This window comes from Paenibacillus sp. PK3_47 (assembly GCF_023520895.1).
Taxonomy (GTDB): Bacteria; Bacillota; Bacilli; order Paenibacillales; family Paenibacillaceae; genus Paenibacillus_AQ.
This window is the reverse complement of the sequence record NZ_CP026029.1, coordinates 879,197-903,703: the sequence shown is the minus strand read 5'-3', so window position 1 is coordinate 903,703 and position 24,507 is coordinate 879,197. Positions and strand designations below refer to the sequence as shown.

15 protein-coding genes are annotated in these 24,507 nt (G+C 50.9%); 12 read left to right on the top strand and 3 right to left on the bottom strand.

Annotated elements, in window-relative coordinates; translation table 11 throughout:
• Positions 1 to 3 precede the first annotated feature (3 nt).
• The 3 genes from C2I18_RS04195 (at position 4) to C2I18_RS04185 (ending at position 2,404) form a co-directional block, all read left to right on the top strand.
• Complete coding sequence (locus C2I18_RS04195; protein ID WP_249900036.1) at positions 4 to 852, top strand: ABC transporter ATP-binding protein; 849 nt, start codon at positions 4 to 6, stop codon at positions 850 to 852.
• Complete coding sequence (locus C2I18_RS04190) at positions 852 to 1,550, top strand: ABC transporter permease (RefSeq protein WP_249900035.1); 699 nt, start codon at positions 852 to 854, stop codon at positions 1,548 to 1,550. The genes C2I18_RS04195 and C2I18_RS04190 overlap by 1 nt, the downstream gene beginning before the upstream one ends.
• A 125-nt stretch (positions 1,551 to 1,675) precedes the next feature.
• Positions 1,676 to 2,404, top strand: coding sequence for an SDR family NAD(P)-dependent oxidoreductase (locus C2I18_RS04185; RefSeq protein ID WP_249900034.1), 729 nt, complete (start codon positions 1,676 to 1,678; stop codon positions 2,402 to 2,404).
• 139 nt (positions 2,405 to 2,543) lie between these two features.
• Here C2I18_RS04185 and C2I18_RS04180 read toward each other — a convergent pair whose 3' ends face one another.
• On the bottom strand, positions 2,544 to 4,274 hold the full coding sequence (locus C2I18_RS04180; RefSeq protein ID WP_249900033.1) for an SGNH/GDSL hydrolase family protein: 1,731 nt from the start codon (positions 4,272 to 4,274) through the stop codon (positions 2,544 to 2,546).
• Positions 4,275 to 4,551: 277 nt separating this feature from the next.
• On the opposite strand from C2I18_RS04180, the gene C2I18_RS04175 reads away from it, so the two are divergent.
• Positions 4,552 to 7,413 carry a glycosyl hydrolase 115 family protein gene (locus tag C2I18_RS04175; protein ID WP_249900032.1) on the top strand — a complete coding sequence of 954 codons (2,862 nt, stop codon included), beginning with the start codon at positions 4,552 to 4,554 and terminating at the stop codon, positions 7,411 to 7,413.
• Positions 7,414 to 7,428: 15 nt separating this feature from the next.
• Here the strand turns inward: C2I18_RS04175 and C2I18_RS04170 are convergent, their stop codons facing one another.
• Complete coding sequence (locus tag C2I18_RS04170) at positions 7,429 to 8,208, bottom strand: helix-turn-helix transcriptional regulator (protein ID WP_249900031.1); 780 nt, start codon at positions 8,206 to 8,208, stop codon at positions 7,429 to 7,431.
• Between the two features lie 186 nt (positions 8,209 to 8,394).
• Here C2I18_RS04170 and C2I18_RS04165 point away from each other — a divergent pair, with 186 nt between their 5' ends.
• From C2I18_RS04165 to C2I18_RS04140, 6 genes are all read left to right on the top strand, one after another.
• Positions 8,395 to 9,363, top strand: coding sequence for a LacI family DNA-binding transcriptional regulator (locus C2I18_RS04165; RefSeq protein WP_249900030.1), 969 nt, complete (start codon positions 8,395 to 8,397; stop codon positions 9,361 to 9,363).
• Between the two features lie 234 nt (positions 9,364 to 9,597).
• The gene (locus C2I18_RS04160; protein WP_249900029.1) at positions 9,598 to 10,548 is read left to right on the top strand and encodes an ABC transporter permease; all 951 of its coding nucleotides are present in this window, start codon (positions 9,598 to 9,600) and stop codon (positions 10,546 to 10,548) included.
• Positions 10,549 to 10,560: 12 nt separating this feature from the next.
• Positions 10,561 to 11,457: a carbohydrate ABC transporter permease gene (locus C2I18_RS04155; protein WP_249900028.1), complete on the top strand. Its 897-nt coding sequence runs from the start codon at positions 10,561 to 10,563 to the stop codon at positions 11,455 to 11,457.
• 113 nt (positions 11,458 to 11,570) lie between these two features.
• The gene (locus tag C2I18_RS04150; protein WP_249900027.1) at positions 11,571 to 13,196 is read left to right on the top strand and encodes an ABC transporter substrate-binding protein; all 1,626 of its coding nucleotides are present in this window, start codon (positions 11,571 to 11,573) and stop codon (positions 13,194 to 13,196) included.
• A 24-nt stretch (positions 13,197 to 13,220) separates the two neighbouring features.
• Positions 13,221 to 15,689, top strand: coding sequence for a PfkB family carbohydrate kinase (locus C2I18_RS04145; protein ID WP_249900026.1), 2,469 nt, complete (start codon positions 13,221 to 13,223; stop codon positions 15,687 to 15,689).
• Complete coding sequence (locus C2I18_RS04140) at positions 15,686 to 17,956, top strand: GH32 C-terminal domain-containing protein (RefSeq protein ID WP_249900025.1); 2,271 nt, start codon at positions 15,686 to 15,688, stop codon at positions 17,954 to 17,956. The genes C2I18_RS04145 and C2I18_RS04140 overlap by 4 nt, the downstream gene beginning before the upstream one ends.
• A 60-nt stretch (positions 17,957 to 18,016) precedes the next feature.
• Here C2I18_RS04140 and C2I18_RS04135 read toward each other — a convergent pair whose 3' ends face one another.
• Entirely contained in the window at positions 18,017 to 18,241 is a 225-nt protein-coding gene (locus tag C2I18_RS04135) for a hypothetical protein (protein WP_249900024.1), read from the bottom strand.
• Between the two features lie 335 nt (positions 18,242 to 18,576).
• On the opposite strand from C2I18_RS04135, the gene C2I18_RS04130 reads away from it, so the two are divergent.
• Positions 18,577 to 23,838, top strand: coding sequence for a GH32 C-terminal domain-containing protein (locus C2I18_RS04130; protein ID WP_249900023.1), 5,262 nt, complete (start codon positions 18,577 to 18,579; stop codon positions 23,836 to 23,838).
• Positions 23,839 to 23,847: 9 nt separating this feature from the next.
• A complete protein-coding gene (locus C2I18_RS04125) occupies positions 23,848 to 24,363 on the top strand; it encodes an S-layer homology domain-containing protein (RefSeq protein ID WP_249900022.1) in 516 nt (171 codons plus the stop codon).
• Positions 24,364 to 24,507 lie beyond the last annotated feature (144 nt).

Below are 24,507 nucleotides of genomic sequence, written 5' to 3'. Positions count from 1 at the left end.
CTGGTGCAATACGCAATTGAAGTCAAAACGCTGCAGAAGGTATTCGGGACGAATACCGCGGTCAGGCAGCTGAGTTTTCAGGTGAAAAGAGGAGAGGTATTCGGTCTGCTTGGACCCAGCGGATCGGGCAAAACAACAACGATCAAAATCCTGACCGGGGAGCTGACGCCAACCGATGGTGAAGTGAAAGTGCTCGGTCTGGAACAGGCAAATTTCGGGACGGCGGATTTCAAATCCCGGATCGGGATTTTATCGGATAACAGCTCCCTGTATGAGCGGCTGAGCGTCTATGATAATCTGAAGCTGTTCTGTAAATTATATGATGTTCCGCTGAACCGGATCGCTGAAATTCTGGCTGAGGTCAATCTGCAGGATGAGGGTCCGAAGACAGTCTCCAAGCTGTCAAAGGGGATGAAGCAGCGCGTACTGCTGGCCAAAGCGCTCATTCATACGCCGGAGCTGGTATTTCTGGATGAACCGACCTCTGCGCTCGATCCGGCCAATATGGAACATATCCACCGCGGACTGCAAAGGCTGAATGAAGCGGGGACGACGATTTTTCTGACTACGCATAATATGGAGGAAGCGGCGGCTTTGTGTGACCGGGTGGCCTTTTTGCATAACGGGGAGCTTCAGGAGCTGGACAGTCCGGCTGCACTGCGCTTCAAGTATTCGACACATGCCTTTCATGTGGAGACCCACGCCGGGGAAAGACTGGTCATTGCCAATGAATCCGGGAATGCCGGGCAGATCAGCGCACTGGTGGCGGGCGGACAAGTAAAGAGCATGCATACCGATGATCCGACGCTTGGCCAGATTTTTCTGAAGGTGACCGGAAAGGAGCTGGAATAATGAATATCCGGCGCATCAGTGCCATTTTTGAAAAAGATCTCAAGGATCTCATGAAGAACCTGACCCTGATCATTACTGTGGCCATTCCTGTTATTATAGCGTTGGTACTCGACCGCGTTCTGGCGGATGCAGAGCCTACGGTTTCAATGATGTATATGATCGTCGGCGGTACGTTTGCCGCGGTTACATCAGGGACGATCATGAACATGATGGCCGAGGAGAATGAGAAAAAAACGCTGCGCGGACTGATCCAGTCCCCTGCTTCGCTGCTCGATATCATTATCGGAAAAAGTCTGGTCACCGTTCTGGCCACACTGGTCTCCTTAATCGTATCGCTGCTGATCACCGGCATTGAGCCGTTCCTGAATATCAGGGTCATCCTGGGTCTGATTCTGCTGCTGGTCTTCTTTGTGCTGCTTGGTGTCTGTGCCGCTTTATTTGCCAAGTCAGTTGCCGCAACCTCCGCCTTTCTGATGCCGTTCACGTTCCTGTTCGGATTCACTCCGATGATTGGCTCTCTTGGCTTTGCGGGGGAAAACAGTATAGCAGCCCGAATTACCGTTACATTTCCGGTGATGCAGGCCATGAAGCTGCATGATAACAGCTCCTGGCTGCCGCTCGGGATCATAACGATCTGGGTGCTTGGCGCGGCCGTCATTACGTATATTTGTTTTCAAAAAACCAAGGTGGATGATTAAACTGTCATTATGCCATAAAATACAGCCATCCAATCATACCTGCCCCTCCTCACAGGGTCTACAATGAAAGAAACAACTCTTTTGAAGGAGAAGAAGGAACTTCACCAAGAGAACAGGAGGACAGGATGATGATCAAATGGGCATTTGTTACGGGGGCCGACCGGGGAGTCGGACTGAGCTTGGCCAAAGGGTTACTTGCACGGGGCTATCATGTGTTTGCCGGACAGTATGCTGAAGACGGGAATGAGCTTGAGCGGCTTGAGGAGACCAGTGAAGGAAAACTGAAGGCGGTTCCGCTAGATATAAGTGATGGAAACAGTGTCAGTAAAGCGCTGGAAGCAGTAGCTGCGGTCACGGACCGGCTCGAGATTCTGATCAACAACGGGGCCATTCTCGGAGATATGCAGGCGACGGTTGAGGATGAACTGGATTTTGAAGAGATGGACAAGGTGTTCCGCGTGAATACGCTGGGTGCGCTGAGAATGTCGAACGGGCTGATCGGGCCTATTATGAAAAGCGAGAGCAAGCTCATCGTCAACATATCTTCTGAGGCAGGCAGCATTGGAAGCTGCTGGCGGAACGCCTGGTACGCTTACTGCATGTCCAAGGCGGCCCTCAATATGCAGTCCCAGCTGATCCATAACCAGATCTCTCCCCGGGGAGGCAAGGTGCTGGTCCTTCATCCCGGCCATGTCCAGACCTACATGCAGGGCAAGCTGGATACGGCAGGCAAGCTGACACCGGATGAATCTGCCGGACAGATTCTGGAGCGGATTGCTCAGCGGCTTGATCCGGGATATGCAGGGGAAGGGCTGGCATTGATTGATGACGAGGGCAAGGAGCTGCCTTGGTAGGAGAAGGAGCAGACAGACGGTTGAATATCGGGTGCCAGAACCTGAGGTTTTTAAAAGTGTCATCGTTACAGCTTCTAAGCAGGCTGTCCCGGCAGCAGTTATCTGCTGCCGGGACAGCCTTTTTTGTATCCGTTGTAACTCACAAATACCCGAAGCCGAGAACCGTAAAGCATTTATTCTGATCCCCGCTTGCCATTTGGATTTCAACCTCATGCCCGGCGCTTGTTTCGTTATGATACAAAATCATCGGGTTACAGTGTGTCCAGTTGTTGACATGCGGATCCGCAATGAGCACGGGCTTGCCGTCCACGAGAATCTCTGCTTTTCCGAAGTCGCTGCTGCCTGAATCCTTATATATGAGTATCAGAATTCTGCTGCTGATCCACAGCCTGAAGCTTTCCTGCCCTGCGGAGGTATGCATCCAGTTGTACGGAAATTGCGCCGTTCCAAAGGGGTCTGCATCCAATTCCACCAGCTGCAGATCGGTATCGGTCTCCCGGAAGCCGCCGGCTTCAATTCGCACTTCGCTGTTAAGACTATTGCGGTCAAGCAACCGGATTCCGGTAAAATCATTCCCGATGGCCGGCGGCTGGTTCAGCAATAGATCATCAGCATCTTTTGGCGCATGGGCGGCCTCGGAGAACAGATGAGTGAGACAATCCGCCATTACCCGGTGGCCGTCATTGGTGGGATGGTAGATATCGTAGAAAAACTGTCTTTTGGAGATGATGTTCCCTTCTGCCTTGCTCAGCCGGAACTGCTCCGTCACCGCATCCTTTACACTGACCATAGGGAGGTTGTAGTGACGGCCTACAGGGGAGAGTCGGTCCTGCAGGTTCCAGTCATTCACAAAAACACTGAACAGCAGAATCACAGCCGGCCGGTTGTCGGCAGAGAGGATTTTCAGGCACAGGCTTTCATAGCAGTTGCCCTTGGTCTCGTCGCCTGCGTCATTCACCGCAAATTCTACCACCACAATATCCGGTGCAGCGCTGCCGTCTCTGAGAATATCCCGGTCATAACGGATCACGCCAAGCTCAGACGGTGTCCCGCCGACTCCAGCTTTGATGAAATGAATATGGCTGCCGCCGTCTTTTCCGAACCGGTTCTTAAACTCCAGATACGATTGATAAGCATAGCATTCTGTATGTATCGGTTTGGCTCCGGCACCCTGTGTAATGGAACCGCCGATGTAGGCGATAGTGACATCTTCACCCCTTTGTGCCTTTTCAATGGCCGCCTTCAATCTTTGATTATTGCCGGGCTGCAGCAGAGACTTACTGATCATCTCCCGGTATTCCTCAGAACCGAATGGAACCGGAAGCTCCGGGGTGAGTTCAGGCACGGTATATCCGTCATTCAGATAAAAAATAATGCTCGCCGCCGCCAGCTCCCCCGCATGGCTGAATTCAAAGGCGAATTTGCCGGGAGCTTCATCATCTTCATTCCAGACGATGTCCGCAAGCGTGAGGATGACTTCTGTCCCGTCTGCGGGACAGGGCAGGGTCAGCCGCGTACCCGTCTCATATTTGCTCGTTTTGCCCCAGTTCTGGAGTAGAAAACAGATCTCCGCCTGTTCCCTCTCTGACTTTACAGACACCCCGATACTATGGACCAGTTGGCGGAATCCGGTCCAGCTGCCGAGCAGCTCCAGCATTCCCTCATCTGTGACCCCGCCGATATATTTGGCTTTGTCCTTCAGATAGCTGCCTTCCAGATAAATCTCCTGGGAAGGGCTGCCTTCAGCCCGTTCCGTGGCCTCGATGATCGTTTCAAAGAGTACGAAAAATCCGTTTCTCCGTTCGGCGGGGTCCTGCGGCGCTGCGGGCCCTTCAACCGTTCCAGCTTCAGAATACCTGTTATTTTGCATAGTGACTTTAACCATCCCCGCTGTATAAGAGTTGTGAAGGCGCTTTCGCAAAGGTTGTTGAAAGTCTCAGAAGTGTCTGCTGCGCCTCATAATGTCTACACTGTAGCAGAAATGCCGGAGTGCTGGAATGCCCTTCTGACAAATTTATAACCCAAAACACAATTTGTGTTTAGTAATTACAAAAAGTAGCTAGTTTTCACATGGAGGCTGAAACCGCTTTACGAATATAATGTGCCTAGCATAGCAATAAGGGATGTAAAGGGGAGAATGGTTGTCTATGGAAAAGGATAAGGAGTTTATCCTGGTGAGGCAGGAAGTGGCGGTGAAGCTGTACCTTGATCCCGCAGGTATAGATTACAAGGGGTTGATCCGGGCAGCCAGGTCTTTCGCCGGAGATATAGAGCAGGTCACCGGGACGGTCCCTGAGATTATTACAGAGCCGGAGCAGCTGAAGGGAACAGCGGTGATAATCGGGTCTATCGGCTGCAATGGGATTATCGGCAAGCTTGTTGCTGAGGGTCAACTGGATGTCTCCGCCATCCAGGGGAAAAGAGAGTGCTACAAGATTCAGGTGATGGATCACCCGCTTCCCGGGCTGGACCGGGCGCTGGTCATTGCCGGCAGCGATAAAAGGGGGGCGGTATACGGCATTTATTCCATATCGGAAATGATCGGTGTCAGCCCTTGGGTCTACTTTGCGGACGTAGTGCCGGAGAAGAAGCCGGATCTTTCCCTTCCCGTGAGCAGCCTGAATAAGGTTTCGAGAGAACCTTCGGTGAAATACCGGGGGATTTTTCTGAATGATGACTGGCCTTCTCTGGGTTCCTGGGTAACCGGGGCCTTCGGCGATTTCAATGAAGATTTCTATGACAAGGTCTTTGAGCTGATTCTCAGATTGAAAGGGAATTATCTTTGGCCGGCCATGTGGAGTGCTGAATTCAGCCTGAACGGCAAGGAGCACCCGATTGCCAATGCCGTCCATGCCGAAGAATACGGCATCATCATGGGCACTTCCCATCATGAGCCTTTGTTCAGGGCAGGCAGTGAATGGCAGAAGGTATATCAGCAGTACGGGACAAGCAATTTGTGGGATTTTGCCCGGAACAGGCAGGCGATTACAGAGTTCTGGGAGGACGGAATCAAGCGCAACAAAGAGTATCCGAACCTGATAACGCTCGGTATGCGCGGGGAGAGTGATTCCGCACTGGAAGGCTCTGACCGGGACAATATTGAGCTGCTGAAGGACATTATCCTCACCCAGAAACGCTTACTGAGGAAATATAATCTGGAGCATGCACCGCAAATTCTGGCAGTCTACAAGGAAGTCGAGAAATATTGGTACGGCACGGCCGAAGTGGTGGGGCTGAAGGATTGGGATGTACTGAATGATGTTACCATTCTGCTGGCTGACGATAACTTCGGCAACCTGCGCAAAATCCCGGCGGGCAGCGAGCAGCGCCGCAGCGCGGGCTGGGGGATGTACTACCATTTTGACTATCACGGAGGACCTCATTCTTATGAATGGGTGAACACGGTCCCGCTCGGGAAAATTTGGGAGCAGATGTGCATGGCGTTCGATTACGGCATCCGTGAGGTCTGGATCGTTAATGTGGGCGATTTGAAGCCGATGGAGCTGCCGGTCTCCTATTTCCTGGACCTGGCTTATGACTTTGAGGCATGGGGAAGCGGGGCGGTGAACCGGACTGCTGAATACACAGAACGCTGGGTGCGGCAGCAGTTCGGGGCTGTACTGGACCAGGAGGCCATCCTTGGGGTTGCACAGCTGCTGAGCGATTATACGCGGATGAACGGGCGGCGCAAGCCGGAGATTATTACGCCTTCAACCTTCAGTCCGGTCCATCATCATGAGGCGCAAACCGTGCTGGGGCAAGCCCTTAGGATTGAGAAGGCAGCCGTTAAATATGAGGCTTTATTACCTGAAGCCCACAGGGATGCTTATTATCAGCTTGTCTACTATCCTGCAGCGGCCTCGGCGAATGTGGTCAAAATGAATATTTACGGGGGGTTCAGCAGCCTGTACGCCAAGCGGGGAAGTATGCTTGCCAACACTTATGCTGATCTGGTGAAAGAGGCCATTGAGCGGGATCAGCAGCTGCAGCGGATGTACAATACAGAAATCTCAGCAGGAAAGTGGCAGGGAATGATGAGTTCACCTCACGTTGGGTACATACACTGGGATGCGGAAGGATGGAGCTACCCGGAGGGATGTACGGTAATCCCGGTTCAGGGATCCCTGATGATTGTCGATGTGGAGGGAACAGAGCAGGCCTATACTTCGGGTACAGCCAGCCTGCCGGTGTTCACCAATCTGCAGCAAGAGAACTATGACATTACGGTCAGCAGCGGCGGAGATACAGGATTTGAGTTTCGGGCTGAAGCTTCGGCGGAATGGATCAGACTGGACAAGTTTGCCGGGCGGGTGGATACCGGAGAGACAATCAGGGTCAGTATAGACTGGGGCAAATTAGAGGGAGCCTCTGCAGGGCATATCACAGTTTCCGGCGCCGGCGGTACAGTGGAGGTGCAGGTCGCCGTGGAATGGATTGACCTTAAGAATATACCGCCATTGACGTTTGTGGAAACACAGCAGGTGATAGCCATCGAGGCGGAGCATGCACTGAGCCGCGTCTCCAAATCGGGGGTAGAGTGGAAGATTATCGGGAACTACGGGCGGTCCTTGTCTTCGGTAAAAATGTTCCCGGACGGTGTGTCCTTTGGACAACCGGAGCATGCGCCATACCTGGAATACCGGATTCTGGTGAGACAGGACGGTGAATACCGCCTGACGGTTTTTACTGCGCCGACCAACCATCTCTCACCTACCAGCGGGCTGAAATATGCAGCAGGCTTTGATGGCGGGATTCCGGTGATAGCGGACGTTCTGCCCGAGAACTATGAGGGCGGAGATTATAACAATGAACCGTGGTGCCGTGCTGTGATGGATAATGTTCATACCATGACTACTTCACATGTCTTGACCGTTGGGCTTCATACCCTGCGTATCTACGGTCTGGATGCCGGACTGGTTCTGCAAAGGCTGGTGCTGTCTGCAGCTCCGCTTCCTTATTCTTATCTGGGACCGGCGGAGAGCTATTGCACGGGACGGTCGGCACACTAACGGCAGGCTGCTGCTTTATTTCAGGGCGGATGAAGGAGGGTAACCCTTGATGTTCTTGAAAACATTGCTGAAGTAGGCGACATCATGATAGCCGCAGTGCTGCGCCACCTCCGTGACATTAAAACCGCCGGCGGAGAGGATCATCTCGGCATTGTTCACCCGCACCCTGTTCAGGAATTCCTTGCAGGTGGAGCCGGTGTTCTGCTTGAACAGCTTGCCGAGATAGACGGGATTCAGGCCGACCAGACCGGCAAGCTCGGCGATGGAGAGATTCTCCGAGTAATGGTCCATGATATAGGCCATGGCCTTATGGATTCTCGGGTCCATCAGCGGTTGTTCCTGATGGTGGGCAATGCTAAGGAGCCTGTATATAATCATCTGGAAGATGGCCCGGGCTTTCATCCGGTACAGCGGCTGTTTGCCCATCCAGACGTGGGAAAATTCCCGGATGTCCTTCAGGAGCTCTTTGGTTCTCCAGTTGCGGGTTACAGTTCCGAAGGGAAGCCGTACATGATTGTCCCCGCCCTCCCAGACAAAATTAAACGCATAAGAATGCATCGGTGATTCCCTGGATGTGTTGGCTTCCCGGATACTGCCCGAAGGAGCATAGAGCATATCCCCGGCTTCTACGGTAAACTTTTCCCCGTTGATATAGTAGTCCGACCGCCCTTCAACGATGAAGGTAAGGTCATGGAAATCTATAGTGCTCCGGGCAATCTCCCAGTCCGGAAACGATCTGCGATCTACGAACAGGAATACGTCCGGAACGAGACCTTCGTATTTGTTAATATCCATGTTGTAATGTCACTCCCTCTGTTAGATCATATAAGAAACCAGCCTGCAGGGGCAACCATAGGTTGCCCCTGCAGGCTGGTTTTTGTTGCAGGCAAAATTAAATTTGAAACGTTTCCAATTTAGGTATTGAAACGTTTCCAACTTAGTGCTATTATAAATTTCAGTAAGAGAGTCCGGGGGTGTTAAATGACAAGCATTAAAGATGTAGCCAACTTAGCCGGCGTCGCAGTAGGAACCGTATCCCGGGTCATTAACAACTCAGGTGCCGTTAAGCCTAAGACACGCAAGAAAGTAGAAGAAGCTATTCAGGAGCTGAATTATTTCCCGAATGAAGTGGCCAGAAATTTCAAGATGCAGAAGTCCAAAATGGTAGCTTTGCTGCTTCCGAGCATCTGGAATCCTTTCTTTTCAGAATTGGCTTATTACATTGAGGATGAACTGGACCGGGAAGGGTTCAAGCTCATGCTGTGCAACAGCGGCGGCAAACCCGAGAAGGAGCTGTATTATCTGGATATGCTCCGCCAGAACAAGGTAGCTGGTATTGTTGGCATAACTTACAATGATATCGAGAATAATGTGAGCAACGATATTCCCATTGTGAGCATTGACAGACACTTCAACAAGAAGATCACCTGCGTGACTTCGGATAATTATGAGGGAGGACGTCTGGCGCTGAGGGAGCTTGTGAAGGCTGGAGCCAGAAAGCCGGCTTTTATGGGAAGCGTTACTTCCGTGTTCAGTGAAACCATGAACCGCAGACAGGGATTCATTCATGAGGCGGAAGCACTGGGAATTGATTATGTGATCTATGAGAAGCCCGATCCTATTCTGGATGACCATGCTTATATCAACGAGTTTCTGGAGAAGCATGGCGATGCCGATGGCGTTTTTGCCATTACCGATATGCTGGCCGCCAGCTATATAGACAAGGCAAGCAAGCAGGGCATCCGTGTTCCGGAAGATGTGAAGGTCATCGGTTATGACGGCATTCAGGATAATCCTTATTTTCATCCTATTCTGTCTACCATCAGGCAGCCGGTGGAAGAAATGGCACGCATGACAATCAGGCTGCTGTATAACAAGATTGAAGGCATTCCTTTGGAGAAGCAGGTGTACCGTATCCCCGTTATGTTCAGGCAGGGTGAGACTACATGATTTCCTGCAGATCAGAGAAACATCAGCTGCGGAGTTACCACTGACGTTTTTCTCCTTAAAATTGGAAACGTTTCAAGTATAATAACTCACTCTTACTTGCTTCTGCTTTCTCTGCAGGAAGCTCCGCTTCACTGGTTGATTCGTGGTATAGATCTGATCTGAAGCGTGAAGCTCGATATAAATTGGAAACGTTTCAAATCGGCTGATTATTTTACATTGAAAGGGAGTATAGATGTGAATTCAAAAACCAGCGGGGGAGAGCATGCTTTGATCAAGCCCAGCCGCAAACGGTGGAGCAGGGTCAAGCGTGACTATGAGCTATATCTGTTTTTGCTGCCGATCATTATTCTGTATCTCGTATTCAAGTACTATCCGATGTACGGGGTACAGATTGCATTTAAGGATTTCTCGCCAAGCCAGGGGATTTGGGGAAGCGAATGGGTAGGCTTTCAGCACTTTAAAGACTTTTTCGGTGCCTACAACTTCTGGACAATCATTACGAACACGCTCTCGCTCAGTTTTCTGTCGCTGTTGTTTGGCTTCCCCGCTCCGATTATCATCGCCATTATGCTGAATCAGATGCTGGGCAAATCCTATAAGAAGTTTGTCCAGACCGTAATTTATGCGCCTCATTTTATTTCTACCGTTGTCCTTGTCGGCATGCTGAATGTTTTTTTATCGCCAAACAGCGGAATTGTGAATCATGTCATTACCTGGTTCGGAGGCGAACCCATTCTCTTCATGGCTGATGAGGGCTGGTTCCGTCCATTGTATATTTTGTCAGGGATATGGCAGGAGACAGGCTTCTCCACGATTATCTATCTTGCCGCACTGGCGGGAGTCAACCCCGAACTGCATGAAGCGGCCATTATGGACGGGGCAAGCAAATGGAAGCGTGTGTGGTACGTGGATATTCCCAGCATTTTGCCGACAATCGTCATTCTGCTGATTCTCGCCCTTGGAAATATCATGAGCATCGGTTTTGAAAAAGCGTTTTTGATGCAAAGTGATCTGAACTACGCTACTTCCAATATTATTCCGACCTATGTGTATGAAATGGGGATTCAGAAGGCCCAGTACAGCTTTTCAACGGCAGTCGGCCTGTTCAACTCCCTGATCAATATTATCCTGATTTTCACCGTGAACCGGATCGCCAAAAAGATGACAGAAACCAGTCTCTGGTAAGGAGGAGTTTATTTGAATCAGTTAGTCAAGCGAAAGAGCAGAGGCGACGTATGGTTTGATATCATCAACTATTTCCTGCTGAGCCTTATTATGCTGCTCGTATTATACCCGTTGTACTTTGTGCTGGTTGCCTCATTCAGCGATCCTAATTACATCTACTCAGGAGAGGTATGGCTGTTCCCGAAAGGCTTTACACTGGACGGTTACGAGCGGATATTCAGTGATTCCTCGATATGGATCGGATATGGAAACTCCATTCTGTATGCGACGCTGGGAACCATAATCGGGGTAGCAGTCACCGTGTTTGCAGCCTACCCGTTAGCCCGTAAGGATCTGGCCGGAAAATCAGTTATTATGTGGTTTCTGCTGGTCACGATGTTCTTCAGCGGAGGGTTGATTCCCACTTATCTGCTGATCAAAGATCTGCACATGCTAAATACGATGTGGGCACTGGTTATTCCCGGGGCTGGGGGTGTGTTCAACGTCATTATTGTAAGAACGTTCTTCCAGTCGTCCATACCGGATGAGATGTGGGAAGCGGCTTCTATTGACGGTTGCTCGAACACCAGATTTTTCTGGAGCATTGTGCTGCCACTGTCCAAATCCATTCTGGCGGTAATGGTTCTGTATCATGTCGTCGGCTTCTGGAACGGTTTCTTCGACGCTTTGATTTACCTGAATGATGAAAGCAAGTACCCGCTGCAACTGGTCCTCCGTAACATCCTTGTCCAGAATCAGGTCAATTCGGGCATGATGATCGATGTGGAATCCTATGCAGCCAAAATGCGCGTAACCGAACTGATCAAATACGGCGTTATCATGGTATCCAGTCTGCCGCTGCTGATTTTGTATCCTTTTCTGCAAAAATACTTTGTCAAGGGTGTAATGATCGGATCGATTAAGGGCTAATGCCCGGAACACAGGACTTGAAAGGGGGGATGTCCAGCCGTAATTCAGGCGCAACAAGGCAAAGTCATACGATTGGTTAGCTGGTGGGTTGAACAAAAGGGAGGTTATGGATAATGAAGTCTTTATTCAAAAATGCGGGAATTCTGGTGTTGGCCGGAGCGTTTGCGCTAAGCGGATGTTCGGGCAGCGGTAACGGGTCAAAGGAGCAGGCAGAGAGTCCTGATCAGGAAGCGAATTTTAATGCAACCGGTCTTCCCATTGTAAACGAAGCAGTGTCACTAAGAATGGTAGCCCCAAAAGCAGCCTTGGCGCCGGAATTCTCGGAGATGGAAATCTTCAAGCGGCTGGAGCAGGAAACCAATGTGAAGATCAACTGGGAGAACATTCCGGATACCGATTATACAGAAAAGAAAAACCTGTTACTGGCAAGCGGCGATTTGCCTGATGCTTTTTATGCTGCCGGATTTACTGATTACGAGCTGATTAATTACGGTGAAGACGGAACGCTGATTCCGCTGGAAGATTTAATTGATCAATATGCCCCTAACTTGAAAGCGCTTCTTGACCGCCGTCCGGACATTAAATCTTCGATCACAGCACCGGACGGGCACATCTACGGGCTCCCGTCATGGGAAGAAAACAACCTCGGAACCAACCCCTTCTTTCACGTCATCAATAAGGGCTGGCTGGATAAGCTGGGGCTGAAGGTGCCGGAAACACTGGATGAATACACCCAGGCACTGGTTGCTTTTAAAACACAGGACCCGAACGGCAACGGCAAGCAGGATGAAATCCCGTTAAGCTTTATGCATATGCAGTGGTGTATGGATATTGCCGGGCTGTTCGGAGCTTTTGGACTTCCCGATAATCTGGAGCACCGTGTGGTCCGGGACGGTAAAGTTATTTTTACTGCGACCCAGCCTGAATATAAGGAAGCTCTGAATTATTTCCATGAACAATGGTATAAGCAGGGTCTGATTGATCCGGAGTCCTTCACACAGGATGCTGCGCAGTATTTGGCCAAAGGTAAAACAACAGATGAGACACTGGGATCCTATATCTGGTGGGAGGTTGAAGAGGTTGTCGGAACCGAGCGTGCCAAGGACTATGATCTGCTGTCCCCGCTCAAAGGTGCTAATGGCGAGCAGACCATTGGACGTGCTAACGGCGGCGGTCCCGGACGCGGATCCTTTGTCATCACCAAAGAGAACAGCCATCCGGAAATCACCATGCGCTGGATCGACCAGCAGTATGAACCGTACATGGCTGCGCAAATTCACTGGGGGCCGCTGGATGTCGTATACAAGAAAGATGAAAATGGAAAATTGGTAAATCTGCCGCTTCCTGAGGGTGCCTCTGCAGGTGAATTCCGCCAGAAGGTTGCTCCGGGATCGGGTGCACCCGGCGTTATTACTTTTGATGACTTCGGAAAAGTGGTAGACATGGAACCCCGGGCACAGCAGCGGGCTGAGGATCTTGAGAAGTACTACAACCCGTTCATGGAAAAGGAAAACTATCCGGGCATTTTCTTTGAGCCGGAGGAGCTGGATACCATCAACAAGATTGAACCGGAACTGATCAAGTATGTAAATACGCAAAGAGGAAAATTCATTGTGGATGGCGGTGCAGATGAAGAATGGGACAGCTATATCAAGACACTGGAAAAGATGGGCCTGAATGAATTGATGGAAATCTATCAGACCGGTCTGGACCGCTATAACGCCAATCTGAACCAATAAATAGAGAATAGGTGGGGAGAAACTGTGCTTGATGTTATCGCTATCGGCGAAGTATTAATAGACTTTACGCCTGCAGGCCGTTCAGCCGCGGGGAACGGGCTGTTTGAATGCAATCCGGGAGGGGCTCCGGCCAACGTAGCCGCTGCGCTGTCCCGTCTGGGCGCCAGATCAGCAATGATCAGCAAGGTCGGGGAAGATCAATTCGGCTCATTGCTGCATAACGTGCTGGTTGAAAACGGTATTGATGCAGACAGTGTTTCCGTCACAAATGAAGCAAGTACAACGCTGGCTTTTGTCCATCTGGATGACCAGGGGGACAGATCCTTCAGCTTCTTCCGCAAACCAGGGGCAGATACTTTCCTGCATGCTGAAGATGTTCCGCTTGAGCGGATTGAGGCCTCCCGGGCGCTGCATTTCGGTTCGTTGTCGATGACGCATGAGCCTGCCCGTACAGCCACCCGGACCGCAGTCCGCAAGGCCAAGGATTCAGGGGTGCTGCTCTCGTTCGATCCCAATATCCGGTTTTCCTTATGGGAGAGTAAAGAGCAGGCCAGACAGAATATTTTTTGGGGAATGAATTATGCCGATATCCTGAAAGTCTCCGAAGATGAGTTATCTTTCTTAACGGGTACCAGTGATCTTGAAAAAGGCTCACAGGAGCTCCAGCAGCAATATGACATCGGACTTCTGGTTGTGACTCTAGCGGAAAAAGGCTGCTATTACCGTTTAGCCGGCCGGGATGGTTACGTGCCGGGCTTTAAGGTGAAGGCCATCGACACGAATGGAGCAGGAGACGCTTTTCTGGGCTGCCTGTTATTTAAAATTCTGGAAAGCGGAGGTTCCCTGCAGGGACTGACCCATGAACAAATCACCAGCATGCTGACTTTTGCCAATGCCGGCGGAGCGTTAGTAACTACGCGAAAGGGGGCTCTCGGGGCTATGCCGACGACAGATGAGATTAACCGGATGATAGAGTCCGGCACACAACATAATAAGGATCGGTTTAGACCGGGGTTTCACTTTTCACCACCCTCCAACTGGGCAAATGACCCGAACGGATTAGTCTTTTATGAGGGAAGCTATCATCTATTCTATCAATATCATCCTTACAGTAATAAATGGGGGCCGATGCACTGGGGCCATGCGGTAAGTAAAGATCAGATTCACTGGGAGCACGCGCCAACGGCACTATTCCCGGATGAGCATGGGGCAATTTTCTCCGGCTGCTGTGTAGTGGACTGGAATAACAGCAGCGGTCTATTTGGGAATACCCATGGACTCGTCGCAATCTTTACGCATGCGGATACCCACCCGGAGACGGGGCAGCCGCGTCAGCGGCAGAGTCTGGCTTACAGCAGCGATAAGGGGGAGACCTGGCACAAGTATGACGGGAATCCGGTGCTCGCCGAGGAGGATCTGATAGACTTCCGTGATCCGAAGGTATTCTGGCATGCGCAAAGCAAGCAGTGGATTATGGCAATAGTAGCGGGAGACCATGCCCGGTTCTATGCCTCCGCTAATCTGCGGGAATGGTCGCTGACAGGTGAATTCGGGAGGGAAGAAGGCTCCCATGACGGCGTATGGGAATGCCCGGATCTGTTTCAGCTGCCGGTGGATGACACCGGGCGATCGAAATGGGTGCTGATCATCAGCATCGGGGACAATCCCAACTGTCCGGAAGGATCGCGTACGCAATATTTCATTGGAGAGTTCGACGGGAAGACGTTCATCAATGATCATCCGGCAGATCATATCCTGTGGCTTGATTATGGCAGAGATAACTACGCGGGAGTTACCTGGTCAGATATTCCTGAGCAAGACGGCCGCCGCGTAATCATCGGGTGGATGAGCAACTGGAAGTATGCCAACGAGACGCCTACAGGTTCGTGGAGAGGCGCAATGACTCTGCCCCGTGCTTTATCCCTGACTGAAAAGAACGGAGATGTAGTACTTACCCAGATGCCTGTCCGGGAAATTGAGCAGCTGCGCAATGAATCCGTAAGCTGGAACGATGTCACAGTTACGCCGGAGACTCCTTTTATACAGCCGACGAATCGCGATCTGATAGAGATTGAAGCACAGATGGAGATCCAATCCGGGGAAGAGGTATGTATCCATCTGCAATCTGCCGGACAAAGCGAAATTATTATCGGGTATGACCCTGCTAAGGAATGGCTGTTCACCGACCGTTCGAATAGCGGTGTGACTGACTTCCATCCGGCATTCGCAAGCCGGCACGGTGCTGGCTTGGCCGCTGCGGACGGACGGCTTAAGCTGCAGATCTGGCTGGACCGCAATGCAGTTGAAGTGTATGCGGATAACGGACTGGTTGTGCTGACTGATCAGGTTTTCCCTGACGCCCCGGTGGAGAAGATCCGGATAAGTACCACATCTGGACTGGTTGTCCTGAACTCGCTTCAGATCCATACTTTGGATGCTGTCCAGATTCCGCAGATACGCACAGGGCAGACATCAGGGAGGAATGAAGCATGAGCAGCCAGACGGGCAACCGGGGGCTAATGATGCATTGGGCTTTTGATGAAGGAACTGGAGCAGGCACCATGGAGAGCGTCACCCGGACGCTTGATGATGTGCACTACGTATTTAACCACGCGGAGTTTACCAACCCTTGTACTCCGTTATGGAGACAGGGGGTAACGGGAAGCGGTCTTCACTTCGATGGTTACTCCACATACATTGCCCATCCTGCCCGGGGAAAGGGAGGGCATGAATTCCTGCCCGCGCTTAGTATCGGAGTATGGGTTGCGCCGCGTACCTATGAGTGGGGACAGGATGGCAAGCTGGCCGCCATTGTGAACCAGCACAATAAGAATGCTAAGCAGGGATACCTGCTTGGCATGTTCCGTCACGGGTCCTGGTCCTTCCAGGCAGGACTTGAGGGAGGAAAATGGGCAGAGATCTGGTCGCCGGACGGCTGTGAGCTGCCCAAAAGTGAATGGTCGTACCTGAATGCTGTATTTAACGGGGACGAAGGTGAGATGAAGCTGTTCCTTAACGGCAGCGAGATCGCTTCGGCCGCAGTTCCCCGCGGTTCCCGAATAGCTGCCGCTGCGGATACGGATCTGCTCATCGGCAGAAACAATCACAGCAGCAGGCTTGCGGAAGTGTTCAGCCTCCACATGTTCAGCGGGATCATGGATGAGCTGAAAATCTATAACCGTGCGCTTAGTAATGAGGAAGTGGCGGCTTCATATCAGGAGGTGCTGGATTCCGTGCTGGGTGGCGTCCGGCCACTTGTGAACTATGACGATATTAAGCTGGACCGTACCCCCTTGCTTCAGGACAGGCATAGACCGCAATACCATGTCAGTCCGCCGGCCCATTGGATGAATGAGCCGCATGCACCAGTCTATTTTGACGGGCAATATCATTTGTTCTATCAGCATAATCCGCAGGGACCGTATTTTCATCATATCCACTGGGGCCATTGGGTAAGTGAGGATCTGGTGCATTGGCGTGATCTTCCCATTGCCCTGGCGCCTGAGAAAGACCAGCTCGCCCCTGACGGAATCTGGTCGGGAAGTGCGTCTTATGATGAAGAAGGTCTCCCGGTCCTGTTCTTTACGGCGGGCAATGACAGTGCTTCGCCGAATCAGAGTGTGGCGCTGGCCAGAAGCACTTATTCCGAAGATGGGGATCCTGATCTCGTGAAGTGGATTAAACATCCGGAGCCGCTCATCGTACAGCAGAAGGGAATGGGGGCGTTCGGGGATTTCCGGGACCCGTTCATATGGAAGGATGAGAACGGATGGTATGCCCTGGTTGGCTCAGGGATGGAGGGCGGAGGCGGAGCGGCACTGGCTTTCGCTTCAGAAGATATGCTGAACTGGACGTACAAAGGATCATTCTTTGAAGCGGATATTCAGAAGTTTCCGTATCTTGGCCCTATCTGGGAGCTTCCTGTGCTCCTTCCCCTGGGTGCCGATAAGCAGGGGGAGTACAAGCATCTTCTGCTGGTCAGTCCAGTGGGGCCGGGCGCAGATGTCGAGGTATTCTACTGGATTGGACAGCTTGATCAGGATAATCTCGCCTTCCTCCCGGATCAGGAGGAGCCGCAATTGATAGATGTCGGCGATTTTCATTTCACAGGTCCGAGCGGAATGGTTGATCCGAAGACGGGGCGGAATATTGTTTTTACAATTGCCCAAGGTGACCGTACCTCCGAACTGGAGTTTCAATCGGGTTGGGCACACAATGGAGGATTACCGCTAAGCGTGTATTTGCGGGAGGATGGGCGGCTGGGAATCGAGCCGATTCAGGAGCTGCAATCCTTGCGCGGTGAGCACCGTTTATCGCTCAGGGATAAGTCGTTAGCGGATGCAAACGACCTGCTGAGGGATATACAAGGCCATATGCTGGAAATACAGCTGGAACTTGCGCCGGGAAGTGCCACCAAGCTTGGCATCAAAGTCCGGCGTACACCTGATGGAGCGGAAGAAACACTGCTGTACTATGACTGGAAAGAATCTATGCTGTTGGCCGACCGGACCCTAACGACACAGCATCCGGGAGAAAAGTGCAAAGGAATCCAGGGCGGCAAGTTGGAGCTGTCCGGAGAGAATCTGCAGCTGCATCTCTATCTGGACCGCTCCATGGTCGAGCTTTATGCCAACGGATTAAAAAGCCTGACAACCCGTGTCTATCCAAGCCGTCAGGATGCCTTGGGACTCGAACTCTGGGGGGATGGCGAGGCATTGGTGAAGTCGCTGGACATATGGGAGATGAAGTCTATTTGGTAACATGGGGCGCTTAGGCGCCCCTTACCCTATCGGGAGGCAAATAGTGCGCGGTAAAGAGACTTATATTGAAAGCGCTTTATGACTGTTTTGAGCAGCATTGTTGAGTAACTTTTGAAGACCGCAAAGATTGCAGCCAATGAGGCGCATTAAGAGCAGAGAATGGGCCTCTAAAGAGCAACGGATGTGCATAGCAAATAATAGACAGATTTCCGATGGAAGGAACATCATGAGCCTGCCGGTCGTACCGGGCAAACTAGTTGGAATTTCTCCCGCTAATTCTTTCAAAATGAGGCTGCGAGAGACAATAGTTGGATTTTCTCCATCTAAAATCCTTCCTGCTGATCCGAATAGTGGTTTTTTAGCTATTTAAGTGGAGAAATTCCATCTAATCATCCATCTTTGGCAAAAACGAATGAAATAGCAGGACTTTTTCGCGCTATCAAATTTCAAGTAGGCTAGCCTCATTAAAAGTTAGAATACTGGGCTCTATAAGTTGAACCTTTTAACTGTTTATATGAATAGGTTCAGCTTTATCTCCACAATTTCAAAGTCAACAGTATTGAAAGCGCTTCATAGAGATGCCTTTTGTTGGATTAAGAATTGTAGAAGGAGGCTTGTTCATGAGGAAAGATAAAAGAAATACGTCCTGGATCTCCAAGCTGGTTGCAGGGGTTATGGTGCTTCAGCTTGCGGTGCCGGGAATCCAGGCTGAGGCCGCAGCTGCTGGTAAAGTTGAAGCGGGAGGAGGTTCATTTCCGCTGGCGGAATCAGAATTGTCCGTTACGGACGCAGTCTATCAAGTTCCCGGGCGTGAATCAGAATCGTCCGTTACGGACACAGTCTATGAAATTGTTAATCCAGGCTTTGAAACCGGAGATTTAACAGGATGGACCGTGACCCGCGGGGATTCGTTCGGACCGGACAGCGTATCCGGGGAGAGCGTCTGGTGGGCGGAGCAAATCCCGTATAACCAGGATGGAATTTATCATCTGAACGGCTGGAAGTATAACGAAGCTGCGACAGGTGTGCTGCGGTCCAGCACCTTCGAACTGGGCGGAAGCGGCTGGATCAGCTTTAAGCTGGGCGGAGCCAAAAATCCGGACAAGGTGTATGTAAATATTGTAGATGCGGATTCCGGCGAAGTGATTGCCAGGTACGGCAACAGCGCATTTGCCGATGTGGGCTTCCCGGATCCCGCCCAGGGAATGCGGCTTGCCAATATGGAGCAGTATAAGGCGGATTTATCTGCACATTTAGGCAAGAAGCTGTACGTTGAAATTGTTGATAATGCCACCTCGGACTGGGGGCTGATTTTTGCTGATGCATTCTTGATGTACCATGATGCAGAGCCAGCCGGGGGCAGAATTGCCCCGGATATCAAGCCGGATTTCAGACGTTACCAAATACAAAATCCAGGCTTTGAAACCGGGGATCTCACAGGCTGGACAGTAGTAGAAGGAGAGGCCTTCGAGCCAGGCAGCGTATCTGACGAAACCGTATGGTGGGCGGAACAGATTCCATACCAACAGGAAGGAGCATACCACTTAAACGGCTGGAGAAAAGACGAGGCTGCAACAGGTGTGCTGCGTTCCAGCACTTTTGAGTTAGGAGGAACAGGCTGGATTACCTTCAGACTAGGCGGAGGCAAGCATACAGATCAGGCCTATGTCAGCGTCAGTGATGCCGATACAGGAAATCTGATTGCCAGATACGGCAACAGCGAATTTAACGATTCCGGGTTCCCTGACCCTGGACAAGGGATGCGGCTGGCGAATATGCAAACGTATAAAGCCGACCTCTCCAAATATATAGGCAAAAAACTGTATATAGAGATCGTCGACCACGCGGTTTCGGATTGGGGAGTGATGTTTGCGGATGCTTTCCATACCTTCCATGAGCGGGTACCGGAAGAAGGCGTGATCGCCGGCAACATTATCCCGACGGAAATCGCAAACGGCAGTTTTGAGTCCGGCACTTTCGGAGGCTGGACGGTTGAGGGGAACGCTTTTGAAGTCACTGATGGAGCCGGGCCGGGCAAAGAAGGCAGCTATTATGCCAAGTCCTCCATGGAAGGGGAAGGTGCCATTATCTCCAATGCCTTTACGCTTCAAGGAACCGGGACGATTACCTTCAATGTTATAGACATCGACCAGCCGGAAGATGCCTACGTTGCACTTTATGATGCCGGAACTAACGAACTGCTTGAAAAAACCGGCGATGTTAGTGCGAACGAGCAAATTTCGTGGAATATGTACAAGTATTACAATAAGAGTCTTTATATTAAAATCATCGATTCTTCGGGTCAGGCCAGAATTTCTATTGACGCTTTTAAGGCCAAAGGTAAAGGTAATATCTTTTATATGAATTTGGATGAAGGCACCGGAAAAAAGGCTCTTGAGGAAGTAAGCCAGCTTGAGCATGATGTAAAATATGTATTTAATAATGCCAGATATATGGACTCCAAAGATCCGAGATGGACTCCGCGCGGGGTCAAGGGCGGCGCCCTGCTGTTCGATGGCTACTCCAATGACATTGAAGTCAAAGCACAGGATACCCTTCCTGTAGGCGATGCACTAACTATCGAGGCTTGGGTCGCACCGCGCAGCTATGAATGGGGAGACGGTAACAAGCTGTCGGCGATTGTAAACCAGTCGGATCAGGATAAGGCGGAAGGCTTCTCCCTCGGCATGTACCGGCATGGCTCATGGTCTATGCAGGTTGGGATTGGCGGACAGTGGATTCAGGTATGGGTCGAAGACCATCCGCTTGAAAAATACAAATGGAATTACGTAGCGGCTACGTTCGACAAAAACGATGGAGTCATTAAATTATACCTGAATGGCCAGGAGGTAGCTTCACAGACAACGCCTGCCAACGTACCGATCACCTCTTCTTCTGCCGACCTGATGATCGGCAAAAATAATAAACCCGTAGAGCTTGCAGGCCTGTTCTCTTATAACATGTTCAGCGGACTTATTGATGAAGTGAAACTGCAGAATAAAGCGCTAACGGATCAGGAAATTCTTGCTGAGTATGAGCATGTAAAAGCGCTTCATGGCGGGGCGGTTCCGGAAATTCCAAATGGCGATATTGACGAGGACCCGGCTGTGTTTGACGGTGACCAGCACCGTCCGCAGTATCATGCCATGCCTCCGCAGAACTGGATGAATGAAGCGCATGCGCCGATTTATTATAACGGCAAATACCATTTATTTTATCAGCATAATCCGCAGGGTCCGTTCTGGCATCAAATCCACTGGGGACACTGGGTGAGCGACGATATGGTGCATTGGGAAAATGTACGGCCTGCACTTGCGCCTGAAGCGGGCACGCTTGATCCGGACGGTGCATGGTCAGGCAGCGCGGCGTATGACCGTGACGGAAATCCTGTTCTGTTCTACACCGCAGGCAATGACTCCTTGTCCCCGAACCAGAGAACAGGGCTGGCCACCCCGGCAGACTTGTCGGACCCTAATTTGGAGCATTGGGTAAAGCATCCTGAACCAGTTACAGAGCAGAATGGAAACGGCATTCATAATGAGTTCAGGGATCCTTTTGTATGGTACGACGAAGAGTCAGATCAGTGGATTCAGCTGGTGACTTCCGGTCTCCAGGACTTCAACAGTGGCACAGCCTTGGTGTACGTGTCAGATGATATGTACAGCTGGGAGTATAAAGGGCCTTTATACGTCAGTGACAGAAGCCTGTATCCGGAGCTCGGCACGGTATGGGAACTGCCGGTTCTGCTTCCGTTAGGCAAGGATAGCATGGGCAAGCAAAAGTATATTTTTATGATCAATCCCCATGAAAAGCCGGAGCATGTTGCACCGGCGAATGATGTGCAGAGAGATGTAGAGGTGTTTTACTGGATTGGCACCTGGGACCGGGATAATTACAGATTTATTCCTGACCAGGAGGCACCGTCCAAAATGGATGTGGGCGACGGCTATTTAACCGCAGAGAGCGGGATGGTTACCCCTGACGGAAGAACAGTCGTATTCTCCATGGTACAGAATGTAAGAACGCCGCAGGCGGAGTATCAGGCGGGATGGGCGCATAATCTGGCGCTGCCGGTTTCCCTGAGCCTGGATGAAGATGACGAACTGCGTATGGAGCCGATTCAGGAGCTGCAGAGCCTGCGGGGGACGAAGGTGGCTGATTTTGCAGACAAAAATCTGCAGGCCGCCAATCAGCTGATCCGCGATGTGAAAAGCGACATGCTGGAGATTGTGATGGAAATTGATCCGGGCGAAGCCCGGCAATTTGGTCTTAAGGTGCGGCGCTCCGACAATGGCCAGGAAGAAACATTGATTTACTACGACAAGACAGACGGGACCTTTAATGTCGACCGGACCAAGAGCAGTATTGACCCGGATGTACGTGTCGATGGTATTCAAGGCGGATATGTAGATCTTGACGGAGAAAATCTGAAGCTGCATATTTTCCTGGACCGCTCGGTGATTGAAGCTTTTGCCAATGACAAGAAAAAACTGACCACCCGGGTTTATGTAGGCAGATACGACTCCCTGGGGCTGCAAGTCTGGGCAGACAATGATGTTACGGTCAAGTCGATGGAAGTATGGGAGATGAACGCATTGACAGGTGAACCGGCTGCTCCGGTTGATGTACCTTATAACTGGGACAACTCTGTGTACACTGATATTACAGATCTGCCTAACCATGATTTTGCGACAGGTGATCTGACAGGCTGGATTACGGAAGGTGATGCCTTTCAAGATGTCCATGTGACAGATGCAAAGTTTTTCTGGGAGACAATCTATTTCAATCCGTCGCAAAAAATACCGGGCGGCTATCATGTATGGGGCTTCAATGAGGAGGCCGGCGGTGACAGCTTAACCGGAACGCTGCAATCACAGAATTTCATTCTTGGCGGAAACGGGAGGCTCAACTTCCTGGTCAGCGGCGGGCGTGATATGGAGAAACTGTATGTTGCACTGGTCCGCGCATCGGACGGCAAGGAGCTTTTTAAAGAGACTGCAACCAATTATGAGGAATACCAGCGGAAAATTTGGGATGCTTCAGCGTATATCGGCGAGGAGCTGTACATTAAGATCGTTGACCAATCCACAGGCGGTTTCGGACATATTAACGTCGATGACTTTAATGTACCGGTTAAGGTGGAGGTTCCGGGAAATCCGGGCAACCCGACAGAACCTAACGGACCTGAAGGACCCGCTGACCCCGGAGGTCCGGCCACTCCAATTGAACCAAGTGAACCAGCGAATCCAACGAGTCCAACATATACTCCCGACCCAAGCAGTCCACCGAGTAAGCCGGCGGTAATGCCAGTAAGCACACCAGATCCTGCGGAGAGCCTGAATTTTGAATTGGCTAAGGGGGAGCGGAAGGTGCTGTTTCCGGTGAAAACGGGGGCAAATGACGGCAAGAATGCCTTGACAGTTAAAAATGCAGATGTAGAGATTGAAATTCCTGCAGAGGTATTACAGGATTTGCAGTCACTGGTTGCGGGCAGCGGTCTGGAACAGGCGCAAATATCCTTTGAAATGGATGCATTGACTCCAGAACAGAGCAAACAGCTGCTTGAGCAAGCCGGAAGCAGAAATCATGCAGTTATTACCGCAGCCGGAGAGATTTATGACTTCAAATTGTCTATTGTGAAGGCTGATGGAACAGCGCTTAGGCTTGAGAAATTCTCCAAGCCGGTCACAATCAGGCTGAATGCCGATGACAACTCCCGTCAGGACCTGACCGGCGTCTACTACATTGCCGATGATGGCGGCGTGGAGTATATAGGCGGAACCTTATCAAACGGTAAATGGACTGCACAAGTTAACCACTTCAGTACCTTTGCCGTCCTTACCTTCGACAAAACATTCGAAGATGTCAGCGCATCCTATTGAACCTATGATGTGATTAAAAAAATGGCTGCAAAACAAATTCTCCTCGGTGTGAGCAATACGGCATTTGCGCCCAAACAAAAGGTGAGCAGAGCTGAACTTGCCTCATTGATTACCCGTACACTCAATATCCAGGCTTCGGAACCGGCTGTATTTAAGGATGTGGACCCGGCCAAATGGTACGCTGCATCCATTGCCGCAGCCTACGAAGCAGGAATTGTTACCGGAAGAGGCGCGGACAGCTTTGCACCGGATGAAACGGTTAGCCGTGAAGAGATGGCAGTCATGATTTACAAAGCCTATTTGTTTCAAACAGGCCAGATTGCTGCCGGCGGTCAGGCGAGTGACTTTAAGGATCGTCATAGGATCAGCAGCTGGGCGGCAGATGCAGTGGGAGCTGCACAGGAGCTTGGCTTCATCAGCGGCCGCGGAAACCACTTGTTCATGCCGCATGAGCAAGTCAACCGTGCAGAAAGTGCGCAGGTAATTTCACTGTTGATGGAGAAGATAGAGAAACAGGAGAAATAATAAATGGGTTAAAAAGAGCTGTTTCATTTGCAGAGGAGCTGCTGCAAGTGAGGCGGCTTCTTTTTTGCATTTAGTATGGCTATAATAAAATGGTATGAAGGGAGGTGCAGACAATTCGCTACCTATATGAGTTTATTCAGCATC

What these genes read in the sequence shown, in the direction of transcription:
- C2I18_RS04185 (WP_249900034.1), top strand. Translation starts at nt 1,676, where the DNA reads ATGATGATCAAATGGGCATTTGTTACGGGGGCCGACCGGGGAGTCGGA.
- C2I18_RS04170 (WP_249900031.1), bottom strand. Translation starts at nt 8,208, where the DNA reads ATGGATATTAACAAATACGAAGGTCTCGTTCCGGACGTATTCCTGTTC.
- C2I18_RS04140 (WP_249900025.1), top strand. Translation starts at nt 15,686, where the DNA reads ATGAGCAGCCAGACGGGCAACCGGGGGCTAATGATGCATTGGGCTTTT.
- C2I18_RS04180 (WP_249900033.1), bottom strand. Translation starts at nt 4,274, where the DNA reads ATGCAAAATAACAGGTATTCTGAAGCTGGAACGGTTGAAGGGCCCGCA.
- C2I18_RS04190 (WP_249900035.1), top strand. Translation starts at nt 852, where the DNA reads ATGAATATCCGGCGCATCAGTGCCATTTTTGAAAAAGATCTCAAGGAT.
- C2I18_RS04150 (WP_249900027.1), top strand. Translation starts at nt 11,571, where the DNA reads ATGAAGTCTTTATTCAAAAATGCGGGAATTCTGGTGTTGGCCGGAGCG.
- C2I18_RS04175 (WP_249900032.1), top strand. Translation starts at nt 4,552, where the DNA reads ATGGAAAAGGATAAGGAGTTTATCCTGGTGAGGCAGGAAGTGGCGGTG.
- C2I18_RS04165 (WP_249900030.1), top strand. Translation starts at nt 8,395, where the DNA reads ATGACAAGCATTAAAGATGTAGCCAACTTAGCCGGCGTCGCAGTAGGA.
- C2I18_RS04130 (WP_249900023.1), top strand. Translation starts at nt 18,577, where the DNA reads ATGAGGAAAGATAAAAGAAATACGTCCTGGATCTCCAAGCTGGTTGCA.